General features: G+C 51.7%; 1 protein-coding gene. It reads left to right on the top strand.

The features are described 5' to 3' along the window. Positions 1–259 (top strand): hypothetical protein (locus P8629_RS12195; protein WP_278166374.1); only part of this gene is annotated, 259 nt, incomplete at both ends.

Here is a 259-nt window from a genome sequence, read left to right on the forward strand (position 1 = left end):
GTTCCTTTGACTCTCGATATTGAAGACACCGCCTCATGCCGACAGTTGGCGCAAACCATTGAACACGCGCTCAAGCAACTCAAGAAACATCAAGCGTTTCGTTACGAAGAGATAAAAAGTCTGAGGAGCGTCGCCAGCCGCTCGCCGTTGTTCAACATCGTGGTCAATATCATTCCCTTTGAAGCGGCAGCCTCATTCTCTCCCGCTCAGCGTAGTGAAATCCGTAACTTACGCTCAGGAGGCGCGCAGGATCTGGTCT

Origin of the sequence: Hydrogenovibrio sp. 3SP14C1 (genome assembly GCF_029625905.1) — a bacterium.
Lineage (GTDB): Bacteria > Pseudomonadota > Gammaproteobacteria > Thiomicrospirales > Thiomicrospiraceae > Hydrogenovibrio.